This is a genomic window from Flavobacterium sp. 21.1 (assembly GCF_057801535.1).
On sequence record NZ_JBYNXA010000004.1, the window covers coordinates 223,709 to 245,399 of the forward strand.

General features: G+C 40.0%; 11 protein-coding genes. 9 read left to right on the top strand and 2 right to left on the bottom strand.

Annotation, left to right across the window (positions count from 1 at the left end):
- The 6 genes from AC3E9U_RS10445 (at window position 1) to AC3E9U_RS10470 (ending at window position 7,662) form a co-directional block, all read left to right on the top strand.
- The gene (locus AC3E9U_RS10445) at window positions 1-606 is read left to right on the top strand and encodes an acetyltransferase (RefSeq protein WP_488747154.1); all 606 of its coding nucleotides are present in this window, start codon (window positions 1-3) and stop codon (window positions 604-606) included.
- 1 nt (window position 607) lies between these two features.
- Window positions 608-1,171 carry a sugar transferase gene (locus AC3E9U_RS10450; RefSeq protein WP_488746851.1) on the top strand — a complete coding sequence of 188 codons (564 nt, stop codon included), beginning with the start codon at window positions 608-610 and terminating at the stop codon, window positions 1,169-1,171.
- A gap of 88 nt (window positions 1,172-1,259) precedes the next feature.
- A complete protein-coding gene (locus tag AC3E9U_RS10455; RefSeq protein ID WP_488746852.1) occupies window positions 1,260-2,402 on the top strand; it encodes a DegT/DnrJ/EryC1/StrS family aminotransferase in 1,143 nt (380 codons plus the stop codon).
- 144 nt (window positions 2,403-2,546) lie between these two features.
- Complete coding sequence (locus AC3E9U_RS10460) at window positions 2,547-4,382, top strand: polysaccharide biosynthesis protein (RefSeq protein ID WP_488746853.1); 1,836 nt, start codon at window positions 2,547-2,549, stop codon at window positions 4,380-4,382.
- A 141-nt stretch (window positions 4,383-4,523) separates the two neighbouring features.
- A complete protein-coding gene (locus tag AC3E9U_RS10465; protein WP_488746854.1) occupies window positions 4,524-5,261 on the top strand; it encodes a polysaccharide biosynthesis/export family protein in 738 nt (245 codons plus the stop codon).
- 4 nt (window positions 5,262-5,265) lie between these two features.
- Window positions 5,266-7,662, top strand: coding sequence for a GumC family protein (locus AC3E9U_RS10470; protein ID WP_488746855.1), 2,397 nt, complete (start codon window positions 5,266-5,268; stop codon window positions 7,660-7,662).
- A 17-nt stretch (window positions 7,663-7,679) separates the two neighbouring features.
- Here AC3E9U_RS10470 and AC3E9U_RS10475 read toward each other — a convergent pair whose 3' ends face one another.
- Window positions 7,680-8,414: a tyrosine-protein phosphatase gene (locus AC3E9U_RS10475; protein WP_488746856.1), complete on the bottom strand. Its 735-nt coding sequence runs from the start codon at window positions 8,412-8,414 to the stop codon at window positions 7,680-7,682.
- Window positions 8,415-8,812: 398 nt separating this feature from the next.
- On the opposite strand from AC3E9U_RS10475, the gene AC3E9U_RS10480 reads away from it, so the two are divergent.
- Complete coding sequence (locus AC3E9U_RS10480) at window positions 8,813-18,472, top strand: DUF8693 domain-containing protein (protein WP_488746857.1); 9,660 nt, start codon at window positions 8,813-8,815, stop codon at window positions 18,470-18,472.
- A 118-nt stretch (window positions 18,473-18,590) separates the two neighbouring features.
- On the opposite strand, the gene AC3E9U_RS10485 is transcribed toward AC3E9U_RS10480, so the two are convergent.
- A complete protein-coding gene (locus AC3E9U_RS10485; protein ID WP_488746858.1) occupies window positions 18,591-19,001 on the bottom strand; it encodes a hypothetical protein in 411 nt (136 codons plus the stop codon).
- A gap of 487 nt (window positions 19,002-19,488) precedes the next feature.
- Between AC3E9U_RS10485 and AC3E9U_RS10490 the strand changes: the two genes are divergently transcribed.
- On the top strand, window positions 19,489-20,358 hold the full coding sequence (locus AC3E9U_RS10490) for an ABC transporter permease (RefSeq protein ID WP_488746859.1): 870 nt from the start codon (window positions 19,489-19,491) through the stop codon (window positions 20,356-20,358).
- Window positions 20,359-20,413: 55 nt separating this feature from the next.
- Window positions 20,414-21,670: an ABC transporter ATP-binding protein gene (locus AC3E9U_RS10495; RefSeq protein ID WP_488746860.1), complete on the top strand. Its 1,257-nt coding sequence runs from the start codon at window positions 20,414-20,416 to the stop codon at window positions 21,668-21,670.
- The last annotated feature ends 21 nt before the right edge of the window (window positions 21,671-21,691 follow it).

The following is a 21,691-nucleotide window of genomic DNA, read 5'->3' on the forward strand; positions in this document are numbered from 1 at the left end:
ATGTATTTATACGGCGCCAGCGGGCATAGTAAAGTTATTATCGACATATTAAAAGCACACGATGTTGAGATTAGGGCAGTCTTTGACGACGCGCCTTCCGTTGCATCAATTTGCGATATTCCGGTTGTTATTCCTTCTGCTGAGGATTTTAAAACTCAGAAATCCTTAATAATCTCAATAGGCAACAATCTTGTACGCAAGAAAATTGCAGAACGTCTCGAGGTAAACTTCTCAAAAGCCATTCATCCCACGGCATTTGTCTCTGAACAAGCCGAAATTGGTCCGGGTACCGTGGTCATGCCTAATGCAGTTGTCAATACGTTTTCGACTATCGGAAAGCATTGTATCGTGAATTCCGGCGCTGTTATTGAACACGACTGTGTGATCGGGGATTATGTTCACGTTTCTCCCAATGCGGCCTTGGCGGGTGGCGTTGTTTTGGAGGAAGGATGCCACGTCGGCATTGGTGCGGCGGTCATCCAAGGTATAAAAATAGGGAAGTGGGCCACAATTGGTGCCGGAGCAGTTATTGTCAATGATGTTCCGGATTATGCTGTGGTTGTAGGTAATCCCGGTAAGATAATAAAATATAATAACCCGTTCTGATATGTTAAAACGGCTTTTCGATATTGTTTTTTCGATCACAGCGCTTATTTTAGTAGGCTGGCTCATAATTTTGAGCTGGATGCTGGCTGCGATCGATACTGGAAGCAATGGATTCTTTCTTCAGAAACGGGTAGGTCAGTTTGGTAATCTTTTTATGATTATCAAGCTTCGGACAATTCGGAAGGATAAAGAAGGAAATAGCTCAATATCAGCGGTCGGTGCATTTTTTAGAAATTCCAAAATTGATGAGCTTCCGCAGTTTATTAATGTTTTGTGCGGACAGATGAGTGTCGTAGGACCTCGTCCTGATCTGGAAGGTTATTATGACTGTCTGAAAGGTGAAGAAAGAAAGGTGTTGGAATTGCGTCCGGGACTGACAAGTGAAGCGTCTTTGAAATATTATAATGAAGAAGAACTTCTGGCATTTCAGGATAATCCGCTGGAATATAATGATAAAGTGATTTTTCCGGATAAAGTAAGTTTGAATTTACAGTATTATTACGAACGTTCGTTTTTTGGAGATATGAAAATTATAACCAAAACGCTGTTTTATAAATTGGTTTGATTTTATTAAAATTATGTTAATGCAACTTATTAAAGTTTCATTACATTTGCGTTGAAGTGTTGCCCCAAACTACGCTTGACTAGTACGTATGAATAAAGAAAAGATATGGCTTTCGTCGCCGCATATGGGAGGTCGTGAGCAATTATATATACAACAGGCTTTTGATGCCAATTGGATAGCTCCGTTAGGGCCTAATGTTATAGGTTTTGAATCGGATCTTGAGGACTATTTGAAAAATGAAGACGCTGTTTTTGTCGGGGCATTGAGTTCAGGGACAGCGGCGATTCATTTAGCACTGATTCTTTTAGGAATTTCTCAAGGTGATGAGGTTATCTGCCAAAGCATGACTTTCTCCGCATCGGCCAATCCAATATTATATCAGGGAGCTTTACCGGTTTTTGTAGACAGCGAACAGGATACCTGGAACATGTGTCCGGATGCCTTGGAAGAAGCGATAAAAGACAGGATGGCAAAAGGCAGTAAGCCGAAAGCTATCATTGCCGTTCATTTGTACGGAATGCCATTTAAAGTGGAGGAAATTGCAGCGATCGCTAAAAAATATGAGATTCCGCTTGTGGAAGACAGTGCAGAAGCGCTTGGAAGTTCTTTTAAAGGTCAGAAATGCGGTACTTTCGGAGACATTGGGATTTTGTCTTTCAACGGGAATAAAATTATCACCACTTCGGGCGGTGGTGCAATTGTAGTTAATTCGAAAGAGCTTAAAGATCGCGCCGTGTTTTTTGCAACACAATCACGGGACAATGCGCCTCATTACCAGCATAGTGAAGTGGGGTACAATTACAGGATGAGCAATATTTGCGCCGGTATCGGAAGAGGGCAAATGGAAGTATTGGATAAACATGTTTCTTTACGCAGAAAGGCGCATGCATTTTATTCGGATTATTTTTCTGAAATTGACGGGGTTGATGTTTTAGAGGAGCCGGCTTCGGATTGGTTTTCCAATCATTGGTTGACCGGGATTGTGATCGATGCCGAAAAAACCGGAAAAACTGCCGAAGATTTGCGTCTGGCATTTGAAAAAGAAAATATAGAAAGTCGTCCGCTGTGGAAGCCAATGCATTTGCAGCCGATTTTCGAAAAATATCCTTATTACGGAACGAATGTTTCTGCTAATTTATTTAAAAACGGATTGTGTCTTCCGTCGGGTTCCAATTTGACAAACGATGATTTTGCGAGATTGGAAAATGTTTTGAATACTTTTTTTGAATAGAAAATTAAATTGGCAGTGAAAAGTAGTACGATAGTTAAAATAAAAAAGGTTTTTGGACAGGCTTTGAAGAAGACCAGTTTTAGCTTTAATGTAAAGAATTTGAGCTACCTCCCAAGATGGATAATACTTTCCATAGATATTTTTATGGTATTGATTTCCGGCTTTTTGGGTCACATGCTGTTAAAAGGAATTGGGCTTGATTTCCTTTTGAATAAGAACGTGTGGGTCATCTCCTTTCTGTATTTAAACGTTACGATTTTTTTCTTTTGGATATTTAGGACATATTCGGGAATCATCCGTCATTCGACCTTTATTGATGCTGTAAAATTATTTATGGCACAGTCCTCCACTTTTTTACTTTTATTATTACTCAACACATTTTGGGATATTTTTAAGGGCGGGAAATTATTTTTGAATATCCGTCTTTTAATATCTGTTTTACTTTCATTCTTGTTTTTACTATTGTATCGTATCATAGTAAAGATGGTTTTTGAAAATTACATGAATGAGGGTAAGGAACATAAAATTGCCAAAGTACTTATTTATGGTACCGATGCAAATGCGATAGCCGTAGCCAATGCGCTGCAGATGGAAAGTCCTGCACGATTTAAAGTTGTAGGCTTTATAGATAAGGCCAATAAAAATACCTCCAAACGTATTTTGGATTTGGCGATTATTGAGTTGTGTAAGCCTGTTCCTGTTTTGTTGCGTTATAACAGAGCGGAAGGACTTATCATTGCTGATGAAACATTAACAAATGAGGAAAAGTTCGATATCATCGACAGTTGCCTTGAATACAACCAAAAGGTATTCTCGATTCCGAAAATTACCGATTTTGAAGACAAGGAAAGCATCTTAAGAAAGATCAAAAACGTACAGATCTCCGATCTTTTGGAACGTCAGCCGATTCAGTTGGACAGTAAGACCATTTCCGGGCAGATAAAAGGTAAAACGGTTTTGATTACCGGTGCGGCAGGGTCGATTGGAAGCGAAATCGTTTGGCAGATACAGGCATTTCAGCCAAATAAAATTATTTTGGTAGATCAGGCTGAAACTCCTTTACATCACTTAAGTATCGAAATTCATAAATTAAAATCAGATGTTCTGGTTAGTTCAATTATTGCAGATATCAGGGATTACAGGGTTCTTGAATCGGTTTTTAAAGCACACCACCCTGATTTTGTTTACCATACCGCAGCCTATAAACATGTTCCTTTGATGGAGGAAAATCCGGCGCAGGCCATTTACACCAACGTTCAGGGAACTAAAAACCTTGCTGATCTGTCGGTTAAATATGGTGTTGACCGTTTTGTAATGGTTTCTACGGATAAGGCTGTAAACCCAAGTAATGTAATGGGGGCCAGTAAGCGTATTGCCGAGAAATATGTACAATCGTTATTCCTTTCTTTGAATCGTACGGAAGGGAATACTACTAAATTTATCACCACCCGATTTGGAAACGTATTGGGTTCCAATGGCTCGGTTGTGCCGTTGTTTACACAACAAATTGCCAGCGGAGGACCAATCACCATAACGCATCCTGAAATCATCAGATATTTCATGACGATTCCGGAAGCCTGTCAGCTGGTTTTAGAGGCCGGAGCGATGGGTAACGGAGGTGAGATTTTTATTTTCGATATGGGCAAACCGGTCAAGATCATTGATTTGGCGGCTAAAATGATCCGTCTTGCGGGGTTACGTCCTGAAAAAGATATCAAAATCCAGATCATCGGTTTGCGTCCCGGAGAAAAATTATACGAAGAGCTGTTAAACGATTCAAGTAAAACATTGCCTACACATCATGAGAAAATAATGATCGTTAAAGAAGTGACGGACGAATTTGAAGCCCTGAACCGGGAAATAAAAACACTACTTACCATTACCGCTGATTTTGTCGCGCATGACATCGTGATGAAAATGAAAGAAATTGTTCCTGAATTCCTGAGTATGAATTCCTCCTTTGAAAAACTGGATAATTAGTAAATTACCTTTTTCGGAACATAAATGACCTAAAATTTTATATTTGCAGAAAATATCCCCAACAGAATGAAAAATAAAGTGAGATTTTTTTTAGTGTCCGCAGTGCTGTGTATACTGTGCTCGTGTGCTACACGAAAAAAAATGGCTTATTTGCAAACCCCGGAAGTAAAAAAAGAAAAAGGTCAGCCAACTGATGCTAAAGATAAAGATGAAAAAAAGGAGAAATCACTTTATGAGCCTATGATTCAAAACGATGATTTGCTTCATATCATAGTATCGGCTGAAAATCCGGAAGTAGCAGCTCCCTATAATCTGAAAACAATTTCGGTAAGCAATTCCAACGGCAACGCCAGCCCTGCTCAAAGTCAGCTGGAATCCTATCTTGTTGATAAAAACGGCGAAATCGAGTTTCCGCAGCTGGGTAAAATAAAAGTGGCCGGACTGACCCGTCTGGAAGCTGTTGAAAAAATTAAAACACAATTGGCGGATTACATTAAGAATCCTACTGTCAATTTAAGCATAGTTAATTTTAAAGTTTCGGTTCTTGGTGAAGTAACAAGACCAGGTACGCATAATGTGTCTTCGGAGCGTATTACCTTATTTGAGGCCCTGAGTTTGTCAGGAGATCTGACGATTTACGGAAAACGAAAAAACATTATGATCATTAGGGAAAAAGCAGGTGAAAAGACAATTGCCAATGTGGATATTACCAGTTCCGATTTTCTCAATTCACCGTACTATTATCTTGCTCAGAATGATGTAGTATATGTCGAGCCTAATAAAGTAAAAATGAGTTCTTCCCACGTTGCGCCCAGTGTAACTATAGGGCTTTCCCTTATATCTATTACGCTTGGGATGATTTTGTTATTTGTAAAGTAAAATTATGCAGAACGATACTTCACCGCAACAGACCAATCCGTTTGACAATGGTTTTGATATAAAAGATCAGATCGTTTACTATATCCGTAACTGGAAGTGGTTTGTAATCAGTCTTTTTGTCGTGATGTCGATTGCGTATCTGTACGTGCGTTACTCTGTTCCACAATATAGTGCTGCGTCGATTCTGATGATCAAAGACGACAAGAAAGGGGGAGTGGACTCTGAGCAAACAGCCTTTTCCGATCTTGCAGTACTGGCCAGTGTTAAGAGTAATCTGGATAATGAAGTCGAAGTTATAAAATCCCTGACCATAGTTAAGGCGGCGGTAAAAGATTTAGGTCTCAACGTTACCTATGTCAATGAAGGACGAGTAAAATCCGGCGAGATTTATCAGAAAGTGCCGGTGAATTTCATGTTCTTAAAACTGAATCCACAGTTTGAAGAAAGGACGATCATGTACAGTCTTATCAGCAAATCCCTTAATCAGTTCATCCTTTTTGATAATGAAGGAAATAAAAAAGGAGAGTTCTATTATGGTGAAACCATTAAATTACCTGAAGGGGAAGCCGTTGTTCTGGCCCGAAACGATCAGAAACGATTTGCGGCAAATCCGTATAAAATAGCAATGATCATCAGGCCCGTTGCCGGTGTTGCAGGAAGCTACAAAGGAAGGCTGAACATTAAGAAAGTCGGGGAAAGAACAAGTATTGTGGAGTTATCCATAGTCGATCCGATTCCGCAAAGAGCTGAAGATTTTTTAAATACATTGATCAAAGTCTATAATGAAGATGTGGTTGCCGATAAGAACCGCATTTTTGAAAACACCTCCCGTTTCATTACCGAGAGATTAAAACTGATCGAAAGCGAACTTGACGATGTGGAGCGCGACGCCGAAACGTTTAAGAAATACAATCATGTAACCGATATTACCTCAGAAGCAGGTCTGTTCCTTGCCAACGCAAGTGATTTTGAGCGAAAGGAAATCGAAACGGATACACAGCTCAAGATTGTAAGCACAATGACGGATTATGTGAATAAAAGTGCTAATACAGAATTGATTCCGGCCAACATATTAACGTCGGATGCCAATGCTTCAGGGCTGATTGATCAGTACAATCAGATGATTCTTGAGCGCAACCGATTACTAAAAAACGCCGGCCCTAAAAATGCAGTAGTGAAAACGCTGGATGGAAAAATTGAGTCGCTGAAGCAGAATATTCAGGCCAGTCTTTCCCGTTTGACTGCTTCATTGCAGATCAAGAAGAAAGACCTGGCGTATCAAAATGCACTTTTTAACGGAAAAATTTCAAAAATCCCAACCTTAGAAAGGGAGGCGAAAGTTCTGGGGCGTCAGCAGCAAATTAAGGAATCACTTTATCTGTATTTATTACAAAAAAGAGAGGAAACTGCTATTTCGCTTGCGGTTACTGCGCCTAATGCTAAAGTTATTGACCCTGCACTCTCATCAAAATCGCCAATTTATCCGGTAAAAGGGTCGATCTATCTGACAGCGTTTGCAATTGCATTGTTTCTGCCGTTCGGAGTTTTGTACCTGCTGAATTTGCTGGATAATAAAGTCAAAGGAAGATATGATGTTGAAAGCAAACTGGCCATTCCGTTCTTAGGAGATATACCGACATCGGATTCAAAAGAGGAGATTATTAATGCGAACAGCCGTTCCAGTACGGCGGAAGCGATACGTATTGTTAACACGAATCTTGAATTCATGCTTAACCAGGTTCCTGACGGGCAGGCGAAAACTATTTTTGTAACCTCTACGATTCCAAAAGAAGGAAAAACGTTCTTGGCAGTAAACCTTGCCGCCACCATTGCGCTTTCCGGTAAAAAAGTATTGCTTATCGGAATGGATATCAGAAATCCGAAGATCGATGAATACCTGCATTTACCTAAGGAAGGACTGACGAATTATCTTTCGAACAAAGATTGTGATTTGCTTTCACTGATTCATAAAATACCGGATTTTAACCAGTTCTATGTGTTGCCGTCGGGTATTATTCCTCCCAATCCGGCCGAACTTTTAATGAGTCAGAAAGTAGACGAACTGTTTAAGATTCTAAAAGCGGAATACGATTATATAGTAGTGGATACATCTCCGGTGCATTTGGTGACAGATACGTTACTGACGTCGCATCACGCCGATTCTTTTGTGTATGTGATTCGCGCCAATTATTTGGGTAAAGACCTGCTAAGGGTTCCGTACCAGCTTTACGTAGAAAAGAAAATGCCGAATATGGCAATAGTACTTAACGATACCGAAGTGAAAAAAGGTTATGGTTACGGCTATGGTGTTTATGGCTATGGCTATGGCGTGTATGGTTATGGAACGGAGGAGATAAAAGTGCCTTGGTACATCAAGTTAATAAACAAAATAAAAAAATAGGCACTTAGCCTATTTTTTTATTTGAAGATAGTATTGTTTTTCATCGCTTCGGTTAGCGGAAGGATGTCTTTTATTTTGATATTTTTTGAAAAAGCCTCAATATGGTTGTTGTGGTGAATATCCGACCCTGTAAAATCGATTATGCCTTTACTGAGAAGTTTTTTTGCCGTATCGGCTACCTCTTTCCCATAATACCCTACGGTCGATAATAAATTCAGCTGAAAATAACAGCCTGCTTTTTTTAGTTTTTCGTATTCGGAGAAATTCTTATGATAGTAGTTGTATCGTTCCGGGTGGGCTAAAACGGGAGTATAACCGGCTAACTGTAATCGGAAAATTGTGTCATACAATTGGAAAGGCGGATTGATATAAGAAAGTTCAACCAATACATACTTGTCTTTCAGTGTTAGTAACTGCCCGGATTCAAAAAGTTGTACAAAACTTTCATTGATCATGTATTCTGAAGCGACGTTCAGAGATAATTTGGTTGTTAACTCCGGTGAAAGCGATTTGACTTCCTGGTATTTTTTTTGGATGCTTTGTGGCGTGTTGTCCCAAACATGTTCAAAGGTATGAGGTGTAGTGATACACTTTGAAAAACCGAAATCCAATACGGATTGCATCAGATAATTGGAATCCTCTATGGTTTTGGCACCATCATCAATACCAAACAAAATATGGGAATGGATATCCACATAATTGTCGGGGATGAGGTCCTTTAAAACGGGTTTGGATTTTAAAAATGATAACATGGCGCAAAAGTAGGATTTTTTGCTGAGATAGTTTTATTATTGAAAAAGGATGGGTTTTGTTTTATTGGCGTCCCAATCTGCAGAAAATTAATATTTAGTTTTTTTTCGGAGAGGTTTCTGTTGAGTTTGACGTTTATTTGTTCTTTTTGTAAGAATATTAGGTGTCTGTGAAATTGTTTTTTTATTCTTGTTGATGTTTTTATGTTTTTGTTTCCCTATTTTTTTAACGGTTTTAGTGAGTATTGTTTAAAATGAGTTGCTAAAAACCACATGCGGTATTTAAAAGTTATAAAATTATTTGTTTTTGGAAAAAACGTTATTAATAAAGAAACTCTTAAAATGATACTCTTTTTCTAAAGATTATATTGATAGTTTTATTTTTCGTAAAAAATGGTTTTATGGGAAATAAATACAATTATATGGGAAGTAAAATTGAAAACGTGGAAATGTCTTTGGTTTTGCTTCAAAAAAGTTTTGAAAAATCGATTTTAAGGAAAATACTATTTCAGCAAAAAAATGCGTATAAAAGTTGTTTTTCTTTAGTTCTTACACTTCTTTTTACAGTGCTGCTGTCGGTTGCCGGCAGGGCACAGAATGTTACTGTATCCGGGGCCGTTTCGGGCAACGGAACTTATCCGACTTTAGCCGCTGCATTCACAGGTATCGGAACAGCCCAAGCCGGTGCAAATATTAATATAGCGATTACCAATAATACGACGGAAGGTGCAATTGCTTCACTTGGGGCAGGGACCTGGTCGTCAGTAACGATTAGTCCCAGCGGTGGATCATGGACTGTTTCCGGCTTATTAGCATCGGAGTTGATTCAGTTTAATGGTGCTGATAATGTGACTATTAATGGTCTGAATGCCGGAGGAAACGCACTGACAATTTCGAACACAAGTACATCTGCTACAGCTGGGACGATCAAGTTTCAGGCGGATGCAAGCAATAATGTCATTACAAACTGTACGGTGTTGGGTTCAACTACTGTAGCTGTAAATAATGCTACTGCCGGAGGGCTTATCTTTTTTGGAACCGGTACTACGACAGGAAATGACGGGAATACGATTTCGAATTGTAACGTTGGGCCTGCCGGAGCAAACCTTCCTTCTAAATTAATCGGAAGTATGGGTTCGAATACAAATGCAACAATTGTAAACAGTGGAAACACAATTACCAATTGTAATTTGTATGATTATTTTTTAAGTGCGGGGTGTGCTGCGGTTCATTTAACACAAGGAAATGCCGATTGGACTGTAACGAATAATAGAATGTACCAAACTGCAGCCCGAACGTTTTCGACTGCTGGGATTTTATATGGTGTTCTTTCCAATGATGCGACATATGGTGGTAATCTGCAAATTACGGGGAACATTATTGGGTATTCTAACAGTTCAGGAACAGGAACTTTGACCCTAAGTGGAGTTGCTGTTGCAGGAGAATTTCAAGGAATTTATTTTAATGTTCCGTCTACGGCTGCCAATGCTGCTACTATAACTAACAATACAATTGCAAATATTTCATTAACATCTTCTACCGGAAGATTTTTAGGTATTTACAGTGGTGCCTCAGCATCTTCAAACACCGTAAATATTAATGGTAATACCATTAGAAATATTTCAACTGCAGCGACTACTAATACTGTTAATCCTATTTATGGAGGATCTGCAACCACGTTGAATTGTAATAATAATACAATTGATACTATCACCAGAACAGGAGCAGGGCTTTTGTATGGTATAAATTATGGGGCAGCAACGAATGTAACGGTTAATTCAAATACTATTACAAATTTAAGTTCAACACATGTCACAAGTACAGCTGTCCTTGCCGGGATTTATTCAAATGTTGCCTCGATGACTGAAACACTTAGCGGTAATACGATTACTGGTTTAACATCTACGTCAACGGGTAATCAATTGATATATGGTATCAATACCGGAACGGGTGTGGCAAATAAAACGATTCAAAATAATACTTTGAGCAATATCACTGTTCCGACGGCGGCAACAGGAGGTGTTTTTGGAATCAGAATGGTTAATGCAGGTGCTCTTAATACGGTTTCAGGGAATACTGTCAGTGGGATTTCCGGACCGAATTCTACGACCGGAGCCAATGGTATTTTTATGTCAACAGGGACGGTTACCAATGTTTACAGTAATAAAGTGTATGGGTTAAATGGTCCCGGAGCGGGAGCGACTGTATATGGTTTTAGTATGACAAATAGTGGAACCTATAATTTTTATAATAACATTATAGGCGATTTAACGGCACCAATTGCGACAACCATTGCAGCTGAGCCTCATTTGGTAGTAGGGGTTAATGCCTGGGGTGTAACTGCAAATGTTTATAATAATACCATTGTGTTGAATGGTTCGAATTCCGGAACAAATTTTGGGTCGAGCGCGTTTTATATGTCAGGTTCAATGACATTGCGAAATAATATTTTGATTAATAATTTTCCAGCGAATGGGACAGGGGTATCAGTAGCGCTAAGGCTGGCTAGCGGTATAGCAACTTACGGAGCGACATCTGATAATAATCTGTTTTATGGTACAGCCGTTCATACAAAAACGGGTACAACTGATTTAGACATAACATTAAATGCATTTAAAACCAGAGTAAGCAGTCGCGATGTTTCGTCCGTTACTGAGAATCCCACTTTTGTAAGTACATCAGGTTCCAATGCGAATTATTTACACATCAATACTACTGTGCCTACACAAATTGAAAGTGGAGGTGCTTCGATTGCTACGGTAACCAATGATTTTGACGGCGATATTAGAAGCGCGACTCCGGATATTGGTGCGGATGAGTTTACGGGAGTTCCAAATGATTTGACAGGACCTGTAATTACACATACTCCAGATTCAGCATGTGCCCCAGGAAGCAGGACCATTTCGGCAACTATTACGGATGCAACGGGCGTACCTACAGCGGGTGCCGGTTTACCGGTAGCTTATTGGAGAATAAACTCCGGGGCATATACAGCGGCTACAGGAACTTCCATGGGTGGCGGGGTTTATAATTTCTCGATCGGTGCAGGAAGTGCTATGGGTGATGGTGTTAGTTACTATTTTGTTGCACAGGATGTTGCTTCGACTCCAAATGTGACAGTGTACCCTTCTCTTGGGGCAGCCGGATTTAGTGTTAACCCTCCTGCAGCGGCTACTTCCCCAACCACACCGATTAAACTTTTAACTCCTATGGCTGGTAACTACAACGTAGGGATTGGAGGGAATTATACAACATTAACAGCAGCGGTTGCGGATTATAATTACAGATGTTTGGCCGGCCCGGTTACTTTTACATTACTTGACACAACATATCCATCTGAAACATATCCAATTGCCATAGCTCAAAATAATGACGCCAGCGCGGTTAATACTCTTACAATTAAACCAGCTTCAGGTATTTCGGCAACAATTTCCGGCTCATTGGCTGCCGAGTTGATTCAGTTCAATGGGGCGGATTATGTTACCATAGATGGATTGAATTCAGGTGGAAGCACACTGACAATATCGAACACGAGCACGTCTGCCACAGCTGGTACAATTAAATTTCAGGCGGATGCAACCAATAATACCATCACGAACAGTTCTGTGTTAGGTTCAACTACGGTTCTTGTAGTTCCTAACACTAATCCAGGAGGTGTGATTTTCTTCGGAACAGGTACTACGACCGGAAATGACGGGAATACGATTTCGAATTGTAAAATAACGGCTGCGGGGACAAATCTTCCCTCTAAATTAATTGGTAGTATTGGTTCGACTACAAATGCGACAATTGCAAACAGCGGGAACACAATCACTAATTGTGAATTGTATGATTATTTTTACCCTGCCGGATATTGTGCTGCTGTTTATATATATGCAGGTAATACTGATTGGACTGTAACAAATAATAAGATGTATCAAACGGCGCCTCGGACATTTACGGCTACCGGGATTTTGTATGGTGTTGTTTTTAATAGTCCTACAGTTGGTGAAAATGCACAGATTACCGGGAATACTTTTGGGTATGCCAACAATTCAGGAACTGGGAATTTGGTGGTGACCGGATCCAGTGTTCAAGGGGAAGTTCAAGGTGTTTACTTTAATGGTAATCCAGCGGCTGCCAATGCATCGAATATAAGTAATAATACGTTTGCAAATATTTCTTTGACATCCAGTGTGGGCGCATTATATGGTATTTATAATGGGATAGCAACAGCTTCCGGAAGTACTGTTAATATCAACGGTAATACAATTAAGAATATAACCACCATTACTTCCACGGGTAATCTCTGGGCTATTTATGGGGGAGTGGCAACGACTCTAAATTGTAGTAATAATACAATTGATAATATCTCCAGAAACGGAGCAGGGCTTTTATACGGAATTAATTATGGTGCAGCACCAAACGTAACTGTAACTGGAAATACAATTACCAATTTAAGTTCAACACATACAACAAGTACAAATGCCATTGGCGGTATTTTTTCAAATGTAGCTTCGGTGACTGAGACAGTTACTGGTAATACTATTACCGGTATAGCTACTTCATCAACAGCGGCCCAAGGGGTGTATGGAATTAATACGGGGACGGGCGCAGGAAATAAAACGATTCAAAATAATATTTTGAATAATTTTACTGTTCCGTCTGTGTCAACCGGTACTATTTTTGGAATCAGAATGGCTTCTGCCGGAGCTGTTGATGTAGTTTCCGGTAATGATGTGAGTTTATTATCAGGAGCAACCAACATACATGGTGTCAATATAGCGGCAGGGACTACCAATACTGTTTACAAAAATAAAGTATACGGATTAAGTTCTTCCGTTGCGTCACCTTCAGTGCAGGGTATCAGTATTTCAGGCGGAACTACCACTACTGTTTATAATAATTACATAGGTGATTTAACTACACCGTCAGCCAGTGCAGCGAATCCCTTAAATGGTATTAATATTACGGGAGGAACTACGGTTAATCTCTACTACAATACGGTCCGGTTAAGTGCCGGCAGTTCGGGGCCTTTATTTGGTTCCAGTGCGGTATATGCGACGACCGGTACTACTGTGGATTTCAGAAATAATATTTTTGTCAATGAATCAACGGTTGCAGGGGCAGGTTTGGCTGCTGCCTACAGAAGATCTTCAGCGACATTAAGCACCTATGCTTCCACGTCTGATAATAACTTGTTTTACGGAAGCGCAATTTTTACAGACGGTACAAATACAGATATAACGCTTGCAGCATATAAAACAAGGGTGAGCACAAGAGATGTTTCTTCGGTGACTGAGAATCCTGCTTTTGTAAGTATAGTAGGTTCTAATGCGAATTATTTGCATATCGATACCGCTACGTCTACACAAATTGAAAGTGGCGGTGCTCCGATAGCGGGTTATACGAATGATTTTGATGGTGATGTAAGAAATGCAGGTACTCCAGATATAGGAGCTGATGAGTTTGCGGGAATCCCTAGTGATTTGACACCGCCTGTAATTACCCATATTCCGGATCCGGCATGTGCCGCAGGAAGCAGAACCATTTCAGCAACTATAACGGATGTAACAGGTGTGCCTACATCGGGTGCCGACTTACCGGTGGCTTACTGGAGAATAAACAACGGAGCCTATACTGCTGAGGTAGGGACGTCTATGGGAGGTGACGTTTATAATTTTACCATCGGTACAGGAAGTATGCCAGGTGATATAGTTAATTACTATTTTGTTGCACAGGATATGGTTGCAACTCCAAATGTGTCTGTATATCCGTCTATAGGAGCAGCCGGATTAAGTGCCAACCCTCCTGCAGCGGCTACGGCACCAACATCACCGGGCAGCCTGTCAATTCCTATGATGGGTGTTTATACTGTAGGGAGTGGAGGAAGTTATACAACGTTAACGGCGGCGGTAGCTGATTATAATATCAAATGTTTGGGTGGACCGGTTACTTTTTCTTTGACTGATGCAACGTATCCGTCCGAAACATATCCGATTGCCATACAGCAAAATGGGGATGCAAGCTCAGTTAACACCTTGACTATTAAACCTGCTTCAGGTGTTGCAGCAACAATTTCAGGTAGTGCTGCTGAGTTAATTCAATTCAATGGTGCGGATTATGTTACCATAGACGGATTGAATACAGGTGGAAGTACACTGACAATTTCCAATACAAGTACAGCCAATACTGCGAATGCCTCTACCATCAGGTTCATCGCAGATGCTACCAACAATACATTAACCAATGCTACTATATTGGGTTCAAATACAACCAATACTTCAACCGTTGGGGGAGTGGTTTGTTTCGGTAACGGAACGACGACCGGTAATGACAGCAATACCATTTCATTTTGTAACATTGGACCGGCAGGAACAAACCTTCCTTATAAACTGATTTATTCAGCTGGGTTGAATACGAGTGAAGCTGTTTGTAATAGCGAGATAACAATCACAGGCTGTAATTTGTACGACTTTTTTGTTTCAAATAACAATAGTGCGGCTATTTATGTTCAACCGGGAAGTTCTGCATGGACCATAACGAATAATAAAATTTACCAGACAGCAACTCGTACGTTTACTGTTGGTTATACTATGTATGGGATTTCTTTCTCAAGTGGTACTTATGGTAACAATGTGCGTATCACAGGCAATACCATAGGATATGCAAATAGTGCAGGTACCGGGAACTTGGACATCGCAGGGAATGTAGCGGGTAGTTTTACAGGTATTTATAATTATACGGCATCTGCTGCTTCAAGTCCATGTTATATTAGTGACAATACGATTTCGAATGTAACTTTGACATCCACTTCGAACGGGACTATTTATGGAATAAACAATGCCGTGATAACAGGCACCTCTAATACTATTAATATTGAAGGAAATACAATCAGAAATATTTCCACTATTGGTAATACAGGTAATTTTTATGGTATTTTCGGTGGAACTGCTGCAACATTGAATTGCAACAACAACAGGATTGACAATTTGTCCAGAACTGGTGCAGGAATTTTCTACGGTATAAATTATACACAATGTACAAACGCAACGTTTGATTCGAATGTTATTACCAATTTAAGTTCGACAGCTCCTTCTTCAACAAGTAATTTAGTCGGTATTTATACCAGTGTCGCTTCCACAACGGAATCATTTACAAACAATACAATCAGTAATTTGTCGTCATCTTCTACTGCAGCTATGGCAATTAATGGAATTTATGTTTCTGCAGCCAGTACGGGGAACAGGACATTACGCAATAATATTATAAGCAATTTTTCTCATGCACCAACTAGTACAGGTCAGATATACGGAATCAGATTGACAGCAGGTGGTCCTTTGACTGATATTTCTGATAATAACATTAATACATTTACAGGAGCAAGTACGATTAATGGTATTAATATTGGTGGGGGCACAACTAATAATGTATTCCGAAACAAAATCTACGGATTAGGTACTTCGACGGCATCAACTGCGGTTTACGGTATCGGTCTTTCCGGAGGAACTACCCACAATCTTTATAACAATATTATTGGAGATTTAACAGTAACTATTGCGAATCTTGCTGGAACTCCCAATCAAGTGGTTGGTATTAATGGCACCAATAGCATTACGACACTTAATTTGTATAATAATACGGTTAAATTAGCCGCTTCAAGTTCAGGTGCTAATTTTGGAAGTAGCGCGGTTAGTGTTGGGTCTACTGTGGCTTTGACAATGAACAATAATGTTTTAGTGAATACTTCTGGGGCTACCGGAACTGGATTATCTGTAGCCTTCAGAAAACCGGGGTTAACTACCTATAATAATTCATCGAACAACAACCTGTTTTACGGTACGGCTCTTTATACAGACAGTGCCGGAAATACAGATTTAACTTTAGCTGACTTTAAAATCAGACTGAATAATCCGGTTGTTGGAACTCGCGATCTTGCCTCGGTGACCGGTAATCCTGCTTTTTTAAGTACGGTGGGTTCCAATGCAAACTATCTGCATATCGATACTTCTGTACCAACACAAATTGAAAGCGGGGGTATACCTGTTGGCACAGTAACCGATGATTTTGACAGTGATGTGAGAAATACAACAACTCCGGATATTGGCGCTGACGAATTTTCAGGAACACCTATTGCGCTTGCGGCTATCAATACTGTGGGCATGACTTCAGCCGGAAATCAATGCGCGATAAACAGCAGAACGATCACGGCTAACATCACGGCCGGAACAAACACTATGACTTCGGTGAAGCTGTATTATTATTTTAATGGTACGGCCCAAACGCCAATTGTAATGACAGGAGGAACCTTAACTGCGGGTACCACTTCCGATTTTACGGCAACCATTCCGGCAGCAGTTCCTTCCAATGCTAATGTTACGTGGATTGTTGCGGTCAGCGAACCGGCAACTGCCAAGGTGTATTTCGGAACAGCTTATACGTCGGTAACCAATACCTGGAATGGAACAGTATGGTCTACAGGATTTCCTCCAACGGCAGCCGAAAAAATAGTTTTTGCAGGAAATTATACCTCGACTTCGGATCTTACAGGATGTTCCTGCCAGGTGACTTCAGGGAACGTGGTGATTAATCCGGGTAATACTTTAGCGTTGATTGACGCCGTTACTGTATCCGGAGGTTCTTTGACTTTTGAAGATACAGGCAGCTTACTGCAAACCAATAATGTAACAAACAGCGGCAATATAATATACAAAAGAAGAACAACGCCACTGAAACAGTACGATTACATCTATTGGTCGTCTCCGGTAGCCAATGCCGCCCTAAGCCAGCTCGCAACGAATTCTTTGTTCTACTCGTACGATCCAAGTGTTGATAATTGGGTTCCGCAGGCGGGAAGTAATACGATGGCTAATGGCCAAGGCTATATCGGAAGAGCTCCGAACGGCTTGAGTTACACCACACCACAAATTGTGGAGACAAGTTTTACGGGAGTGCCAAATAATGGTATTGTTACAACAAATATCACAAAAGGAGCCGGAGTTTCGAATCTTATCGGAAACCCCTATCCATCTGCTATTGATATTGATTTGTTCCTGACCGATCCGGCCAATGCGGGAATTGTTGAAGGAACGATATATCTATGGACGCATAATACGGCCATCAGCAGCAGTAATTCCGGTAACAATGCTTATAATTATACTGTTGATGATTATGCGAAATACAATCTTACCGGAGGAGTCAGCACAGCTTCACCTGCTATTACGGGAGGGGCGGTGCCTACGGGAAAAATAGCGGCAGGGCAAGGGTTCTTTATCGATGCGAATGTGGCTTTGACTAACGGAACTTACTCGGCTACGTTTAACAACAGTATGCGGGTTTCGGGTAATAATACGCAGTTTTTCAGATCAGAAAATACAGGTAATACCAATTCTGCAGCCATCTCACTTGAAAAACACCGTCTTTGGATTTCATTAAGCAATACAGAGGGCGCTTATAACGAGGCGCTTATAGGATATATTGAGACGGCTACAAACGGAATGGATCGTCTGTTTGATGGTAAAACGTTTGCATCGGAAAACAGGATTTCCATTTACTCTGTGTTGCCAGGTACCAAATTAGCTATTCAGGGTCGTAGCCTGCCATTTTCAGTAGAAGATGTGGTTCCTATCGGTTATACAAGCTCTATTAATGGTATAATGAGCATCACTTTGGAAAATTTCGACGGACTTTTCGCGAATCAGGATGTGTATCTACTGGATCGGACAACGGGAATGTACCACGATTTAAAAGCCAGTGCGTTTACTTTTACAACGACCAGCGGAACATTTAACGATCGCTTTGAATTGCGTTTTATCGGAGCTACCTTGGGTGTGGATTCGCAGGTTGCTGCTACGGGTGTCCGGGTGCATGCAGGTTCACATCAGTTATCGGTATATTCAGATAATCCAAACATAACAGGGTTGAAAGTATACGATCTGACAGGTAAGCTATTATATTCCGGTAAAAATGTGCCAACGGATAAGCTTGTAATAGAAGCAATTCCTGCATCATCACAGATGCTGATTGTAGATATTACGTTAGACGACAAGGTTACAGTTGTGAAAAAAGTTTTAATGCCGTAATTTGAAACGGACACATAGGCGCTGAAACAATGCGCCTGATATCAAGAAGGATCTCAAACGTTATTCTTTTGCTGAAGGAATGTCTTTCGGCACCAGAGGCGGGTGAGATCTTTCTTTTTTATAAATTATTTTTAAGTTTTAGTGCTATACTTTCCTTTTCTTTTTCCAGACTTTCAGTTTTCAGTTTCATTAGTTCCAACTTAGAAAGCGGATAGTTTTTCAATGTCGTAAGGCATCTGAGTCTGATTAGAAAAGGGATATCGTTTGGGAAATCTGTATTGGGATGGTCTGCAATAAAAACAGCAGCATTTAATGCAGCAAGACATCTGTTTCTTTTTTCTTCCGTGTGCTTTATCTTCCTTTGTGTCCTTATCAAATCGATTTCAATGCTTCGTAACTTTTTTTGCAGCATTTTAATGACTTCCTTGTTTTCAGTAGCGAGTAAGGCTTCTGTTTCTTTCGGAATTTCTTTGGTGTTTTTGATAAAATTCAAAAGCGATGCGATAGACATCAGGCTTTTTGCAGGCATTGATCGTTTTCCGGATTCGAACATCGACCACCGACTTCTGTTAATGGATAACCAATAGAAGTTTCTTCCTGAGTTAGTCCTGTTATTGTACTTATGTTGTTATTTTTCATAAAATAGAATTGTGTCAAAACGCGATTGCATTTTTATTTTGACACGGATTTTGTGTCAAAACGGGAGTGCGTTTTCATTTTGACACAAAAAACCATGACAAAACGCTTTAGGAATGAAAAATTTTACAGGCTGCAATTTGAAATGTTGAGGGATGATTCCGCTAAACCGATGCGTAATCGATTGTTGCAGAGCCTGGAAATTTAAAAAGAGCGATTATTTTTACGCTTTTAAAATTTTGTAATAAAATTTTTAAAAAATATAAAACAGTTTTGAATGCTGCCGTGAAAAAATGTTCTTTATTTTAACAGCTTTGATTTGGTCAGCCATGAAAATAGTTTAATTTTGGAATCTTATAAAAAATGCTTTGTTACTATAGATGGAAAAGAAAAGTTTTGCGGAAGATGAATGGCTTTATGAGATAGGCCCGAAGAATAATTTTTTCTCTCTCAATTTAAAGGAGGTTTGGCGTTACAGGGATTTACTGTTTTTATTTGTAAAAAGAGATATCGTTACCCTATACAAACAGACCATTCTTGGGCCGTTATGGTATTTTATCCAGCCCTTGTTTACGGCCATAACGTTTACCATAATTTTTAACAATGTGGCCGGAATCGAAACCGGAAAAGTCCCGTCATTTCTTTTTAATTTGGCAGGAATTGTTGTTTGGAATTATTTTACAGCCTGTCTGAATGAAACGTCGGATACGTTCAAGAAGAACGCGGCTATTTTCGGTAAGGTTTATTTTCCGCGAATAATCACGCCCATTGCCATCGTTATTACTAATCTTGTGAAATTAGGCATTCAGTTGCTGATTTTCATTTTATTCTATGTTTTTTTCATGGTCAGAGGAATGGAAAGTCATCTTAATGCTTCACTTATGTTATTTCCCTTTTTGGTTGTGATAATGGGTTTTTTGGGACTTGGTTTGGGAATGATAATCTCTTCAATGGTTACTAAATACCGCGATTTGACTTTTCTGGTTTCTTTTGGTGTGCAATTGTTGATGTATGTTTCAGCGGTGATGTATCCAATGGAGCTGGTTAAGAATAAAATGCCGGAAGTTGGCTGGATAATCGAATTTAATCCGCTGGCTTATATAGTGGAAGCGTCCCGTTATGTTCTTTTGGGAGAAGGAACCATTTCTCCGGGAGGACTGATTTATACCGTTGTAATTACACTGGTACTCTTTTTAGCAGGATTGTTGATTTTCAATAAAACAGAAAAAAGCTTTATTGATACGGTCTAACATTGAGCAGAGGGATGAGAGGAGAAGTGAGAAAGTGTAAAAAGAAAAAGTAGTTGTGAGTAATAGAAATATCATATTAAAAGCAGAGAATATTTCCAAGCAATATCGTTTGGGAACCGTCGGTACAGGGACACTTAGTCATGACCTGAACCGCTGGTGGCACAGCATCCGTGGCAAAGAAGATCCTTATCTTAAAGTTGGGGAAAGCAATGACCGTACGACTAAAGGGAATAGTGATTATGTTTGGGCCCTGAAAGATATCAATTTCGAAGTGGCGCAGGGTGAGGTCTTGGGGATCATCGGAAAAAACGGTGCAGGAAAATCCACTTTGCTTAAAATTCTCTCTAAAGTTACATCGCCCACTACCGGGAAAGTAAAAACCCGCGGACGTATTGCTTCGCTTTTGGAAGTGGGTACCGGTTTTAATCCGGAGCTTACCGGCCGCGAAAATATTTATCTGAACGGTGCCATTTTAGGAATGACTAAAAAGGAAATCACGGACAAGTTAGACGAAATAGTAGCTTTCAGTGGTTGCGAACGATACATTGATACACCTACCAAACGTTATAGTTCCGGTATGACTGTTCGACTTGCTTTTGCCGTTGCCGCATTTTTAGAGCCGGAAATTCTCGTTGTGGATGAGGTTTTGGCTGTTGGAGATGCCGAATTTCAAAAGAAAGCAATCGGAAAGATGCAGGACATTTCAAGAGGTGAGGGTAGAACGGTTTTGTTTGTTAGCCACGATATGACAGCCATCCGCGATTTGTGTAACAGAGTAATCGTAATTCAAAACGGAATGGTAAAGGACGAAGGAGATACGGATGAAGTTGTAAACAGATACCTTTTTGAGGAACAGGAAGTTAGAGATCAGGTGGATTTAAAATCCATTCCGCGTAGCAAATACAATCAGGTTCTGAATAAGATCATTATTCAGCCGGACGGTTCAAAAATTGTTAGCGGCGGGAAATTTAGTTTCAGAGTCTTTTTTGAACAGTCGGAACTTAAAGAAGTGACTTTGGGTTACGTTGTCAAAAATGAACTTTATCAGATCGTACACGCGGCCAACATGTACCAATACCATAAAGTGTTTGTCAGTTCGGAAGGTAAAGATTATGTTGATGTTGTACTGTCGAATTTATCATTGAATCCCGGGAAATATTCGATATCGTTATACCTGGGAGACGGAAAGTATGACGTTGATATACTTTTGGATGTAATCCATTTTTATGTTTTTTGGGATGAGAAATTGAGTGTGAATCCACCCCATAAAAAATTCGGATCAGTGTATTGCTTAACAGAATGGGTGTATTAAGAAGGTTATGAAAAATTGTAT